The organism is Shewanella sp. ECSMB14102 (genome assembly GCF_000813075.1).
Lineage (GTDB): Bacteria > Pseudomonadota > Gammaproteobacteria > Enterobacterales > Shewanellaceae > Shewanella > Shewanella indica.
The window spans coordinates 1-5,666 of sequence record NZ_JWGX01000083.1; the positions used below are offsets into that span (position 1 = coordinate 1).

1 protein-coding gene and 3 pseudogenes are annotated in these 5,666 nt (G+C 16.2%); 2 read left to right on the plus strand and 2 right to left on the minus strand.

The window, feature by feature from the left end:
* Positions 1–923: 923 nt before the first annotated feature.
* Both RC73_RS21550 and RC73_RS21555 read left to right on the plus strand, forming a co-directional pair.
* Positions 924–1,736: pseudogene (locus RC73_RS21550) on the plus strand (cbb3-type cytochrome c oxidase subunit I).
* 168 nt (positions 1,737–1,904) lie between these two features.
* A pseudogene (locus RC73_RS21555) lies at positions 1,905–2,060 on the plus strand (cbb3-type cytochrome c oxidase subunit I); the annotation flags it as partial.
* Between the two features lie 2,412 nt (positions 2,061–4,472).
* On the opposite strand, the pseudogene RC73_RS21560 reads toward RC73_RS21555, so the two are convergent.
* A pseudogene (locus RC73_RS21560) lies at positions 4,473–4,844 on the minus strand (cytochrome c oxidase subunit 3); the annotation flags it as partial.
* A 352-nt stretch (positions 4,845–5,196) separates the two neighbouring features.
* On the minus strand, positions 5,197–5,523 hold the full coding sequence (locus RC73_RS21565) for a F0F1 ATP synthase subunit A (RefSeq protein ID WP_081953888.1): 327 nt from the start codon (positions 5,521–5,523) through the stop codon (positions 5,197–5,199).
* Between the last annotated feature and the right edge of the window lie 143 nt (positions 5,524–5,666).

Below are 5,666 nucleotides of genomic sequence, written 5' to 3' on the forward strand. Positions count from 1 at the left end.
CTTATTAAATAATTTTTTTTTTTAATAATTTTTTTTTTAATTAAAATAGGGGTTCCCCCTATACACAGTTGATTATTAAAAATCTCAAGACAAATGAATTGAATTATTCTTTTCATTGTAATGAATTTACAAAAAATTATTCCGTTAAATTTAATTTACTTAAATTTAACGAAAATTTTTGTTTTATTTGTACTTTTCAGAATACTTATATCTATTTATCTAGTGATAAATATCAATAATTACAAGTATCTATACTCAGTGACCTCTATTAATAGAGTTAGATGGATATTTCTATTAGGATTAATAAGAAAAACATATTTATTTTTTTATTTATCATTGTATATAATAGTAAATTATTATTTTATTATGTATATATATATAAATAATAATAATAATTTATTTAATATGTTAAATATGGATATATTTTTTTTATTAATCATTCTAAACTTAATTTCTTACCCTCCTTCAATTATATTTATATTAAAAATAAAAATTTTATTTTTTTTAAGAAATTTAATAAAAATCAAATATATTATATTATTTATACTTCTTATAATAGTTATTTTCTCATTAATTTTTTTTGTATTTTTTTTAAATCATTTTTTTACATTAATTTGAAAAAAGATTTTAATTAATATATATATATACTTAATTATTTATCTAAATATATTAATATTTTTTATCTAAATTAGGTTTAAGCTATTTAAGCTATTGGATTCATACTCCATTGAAATTCTCCTAAAAAAGAAATATTAAAGCTGCTAACTTTTTTAAAAAACTTCTTTTATTCTCTAAAATTGAGAATTAAAATTTACAATTTTATAAATTTTAGAAAATAGTAAAACTTAGTTATTGATAATTAACTTAAAAATAATTTACTAATAATTTGATTAATATCAACAAATCATAAAAATATTGGTTCAATGTATTTTATATTTAGTTTGTTTTCAGGTTTAATAGGTACCTCTTTTAGATTAGTTATTCGTATAGAATTATTTCAACCAGGTTCTTTAATCCAAAATGATTTTATTTATAACTCTATAGTAACAGTTCATGCAATAATTATAATTTTTTTTATAGTTATACCAGCTATAATTGGAGGATTTGGAAATTGATTAATTCCTTTAATAATTAACACAACAGATTTATGTTTTCCCCGATTAAACAATATAAATTTCTGAATATTAATTCCTTCAATTTTATTAATAATTTCATCTTCAATTAAAGGAGTTCTTAATGGAGTAGGATGAACTATATATCCTCCATTAACATCAATTCAATATTTTATATCTTCATCAATTGAAATAATAATTTTTTCTTTACATATTGCTGGTTTATCCTCAATTACAAGATCTATTAATTTTATTTCTACAATTCTATTAATAAAAAATAAAAATTATTATTTAAGAAGAATAACATTATTTTCTCTTTCAATTTTAATTACTACATTACTTTTATTATTAGCTTTACCAGTTTTAGCTGGTGCCATCACAATAATTTTAATAGATCGAAATTTTAACACATCTTTTTTTGATCCTAGAGGTGGGGGAGATCCTATTTTATATCAACATTTATTTTGGTTTTTTGGACATCCAGAAGTATATATTTTAATTTTACCAGGATTTGGTATAGTATCTCATGTTATTAGCTATAATTTAGGGAAAAAAGAAGTTTTTGGTAAAATTGGAATAATATTTGCTATAATATCCATTGGATTATTAGGATTTGTAGTTTGAGCACATCATATATTTACTGTAGGAATAGATGTAGATACTCGAGCATATTTTACTGCCGCTACTATAATTATTTCCATTCCAACAGGAATCAAAATTTTTAGATGATTTACTACTATTATTAATTCTCATATTAATTTTAATATTTCATTTTTTTGAGCTTTAGGATTTTTAATTATATTTTCTATTGGAGGATTTACAGGAATTGTAGCCTCTAACTCATGTTTAGATATTAATTTACATGATACATATTATATCGTAGCTCATTTTCATTACGTTTTATCTATAGGAGCAGTTTTTGCTATTTTTAGTGGATTTTTTATATGAGTCCCTTTAATATATAATATATATTTTAACATAAATTTACTAAAAATTCATTTTTGATCAAGAATAATTGGTATTAATTTAACATTTTTTCCTCAACATTTTTTAGGATTAATGGGTATACCTCGACGATATTCTGATTATTTAGATTCAATATATATATGAAATTTTATCTCCTCTATAGGTTCTATAATAACTTTTTTTTCTATAGTCATTTTTTTATACACATTAATAGAAAATTTTTTATTAAATAAAATAATTTTAATATCAGAAAGAAATTCAAATAACCAAGAATTTATATTTTTTTACCCTATTAATAGTCATACTATAGAAAATAATAATATAGTCTATTTAAAATAAATAAAAAAAAAAATTAAATTTTTAATTTAATAAATAAAATTATAATAATTTTTGTATTTATAATTATATTTATTTTAATAATTTTATTTTATATATATCTCTACTTTAATAAAAATAATATAAACATAAATTTTTCATTTAGTTCTATGTATGAGTGTGGGTATATAAATATAACATACTCACGATTTTTTTTCTCTATATATAGATTTATATATTTAATTTTATTTCTTATTTTAGATTTAGAAATTTTTTTTATCAGAATAATAATTTTTTTAAATTTAAACTTTTTAATAATAATAAGTTTATTTATAGTTACCTTAATTTTAATTATATTTTTTGAATGAAAAAATTTAACTTTAGATTGATTCATAATTTTTAAAAGAAGCTTTAAGCATTTTGTTGTTAACAAAAAGTCGAAAATATTTTTCCTTTTAAAATTATTCAAGATAAACTGGTTAAGAAAAATTAAATTGACAATTTAATTAATTATCTTAAAAAATTTTCATAAAGTATATTTATTTATATTAAGTTTAGAACTTAAAGGAAAAAAATGAAAATTCTGTAAATTTGACTTTTTAAAGAAAATGAAAATTTCTTTTAACAGAATAAAAAATTATATATATATTGTAAAAATATACATATTAAATAAAAATAAAAACATTTTTATTAGATATACCTTTTGTATAAGGAAAAGTTAAAAATTTTAATTATTTATTTTTATAAATCTCGAAAAATAAAGAAATAAATATTATTTAAAAATATTGAATAAAAATAAATTTATTAATGTTATATTAAGAGTTATTTTTTCTAGTTATATAAATATAAATTTTAGTTAAGCTAAAATAAAAAACTTTTAATTATTTAAATTAAAAAAGATTTTAAATTAATTATAATTATTTTAAATTATTTATTTAAATTATAAAAGTTTAAATTTTTTTAAAATATATAATTTAATTTTGGTTATAATAATTTTATTAGTAGAATTAATGGGAAAAAACCGTTTAAAAAAAATATAATGTTATAAAATAATTTTTTTTTTTAAATTTATTATTTTAATTTTTAACAAAATATTATTTATTGAATAAATCAATAGTAAATTCTGCTCAATGAAAAATTAAATAGCCGATTAATCGCTAAGGTAGCATAATCACTTGTTTTTTAATTAAAAACTTGAATGAAAGGATAAAAAAATAATAAAACTAAATGTAATATTAAATTGAAATTTTAATTTTAATGAAAATATTAAATTTTTAATTTAGACGGAAAGACCCTAAAATTTCACTTTTTAAAAAGTTTTTTGGGATAAAATTTAATTTAAATATTTTAATTATATATTGAAAAGAACTTTTATTTAAGAATAGAAAAAAAAATACTTTAGGGTTAACAGGATAAATTTTAATTAAAGAACAAATTTATTGAATTTTTATTACCTCGATGTTGGTTTTATATAAACTTTAAATCGCAATAGATTTATTTAGTTAGTCTGTTCGACTAATAATTTATAACTTGAACTGAGTTCAAATCGGTGTAAGCCAGATTGGTTCTTATCTAATTAATATTAAATTTTTAAAAGTACGAAAGGAAAATTTAAATTATATTATATAATTTGATTATTTAATTTTGATTTCGAATCAAAAAAAACAAAAATCAAAATTTATTCTTTATAAAAATTTGACTTAAAATTAGATTTTAAACGTGAATTTAAAATAATTAAAACAATACCTATAATTCTTCTAAAAACTATTAAAAAAATTAAATTACAAAGAAAATAATTATTTATATTTATATAAATCAACAATATTAAAATTAATATTATAATGTCTAAAAGAATTATTATAAAAAAATTATTTTTTGAATTTATTATAATAAAAATAATTATTATTATTAAAAATAGAAAAATTCAGATTAAAAAATTTTTAAATCCAAATTAAAAAATAAATCTGTACTCTTTTTGAATTTACATCTTCAATGTAAATAATATAATAGAGTTTAATTATTAAAATAATAAAACAAAGTAAAAACTCCAATTCAAATATAATCAACAAAATGTCAATATCAAATTCTAAATTCAAAATTTAAATAAAAAATAAAATTATTATTATTTCTTTTAAATAAATAAAAAGAAAAAATTAAACCAATTAAACCTAAAATTACATGAGAAGCATGTAAAGAAGTAGTGAAAAGAAAAGAACTTCTAAAAATTCTATCATTAAAATTAAAATTTAACTTTAAAAAATAATTTCTCATTTCTAAAATTTGTATATCAATAAAAATTATACCTATAGTTAAACAAATAAATAAATAAAATAATCTTTTATATTTATAATTTTTAATCATTATATTATGACTAACTATAATAATTAATCTAGAGCTTAATAAAATACAAGTACCAAAAATAATTATTCTTGTTGGATTTGCTACCAAAACTCCTTTTGGAGGTCAAAAATTCCCTATAAATATATTAGGGGAATAAGCATTATGAATAAAACTTCAAAATAAAGAAATAAAAATTATTAACTCAGAAATAATAAATAAAAAAAAACCATTAACCAAAATATTTTTTTTTTTTGTACTATATTTACCAAAAAAAAAATTTTCATTTAATATAATAAAAAAATAAAAAAATAATAAATAAAATATAAAAATAAAAAAGACACAGATTAAATTAATATAAGAAAAAATTATTCAAGAAAAATTATTAACTCTATTAATAAATAAAAATAAAATTAAACAAATTATTAAAGGAGAAGGACTTAAATTAACTAAAAAAAAATTATTATTAGTCATAAATTTCTTCAATATATAAATTAATTAAAGTAACAATAATATAAGACTGAATAAATCTTACTAAAAACTTTATTAATATATAAATATATATAATAAATAAATAATATAAATTATTATGTATAATTATTAAACTAATTAAACTTATAAGAACATGCCCTGCAATTATATTAATACTTAAACGCAAAAATAGGGTTAAAGGACGAATAAAAAATCTCATTAACTCGATTAAAATTATTATAGGGATTAATAAACCTTTAGTTCCTAATGGTAATAAATGAATTAAAAAAATATTGTTTATCTTAGTTAATCTAATAATTATAGTAGGTAATCATAATAAAAAAATAAAAGTTAAATTTAATCTAAATTGTCTAGTTAAATTAAAACTAAAAAAGTTTAATCTAAAAATGTTTAAAAAAAAAATTATTATAAAAATTAAATTAAAAAAAATTATTTTATTAATAT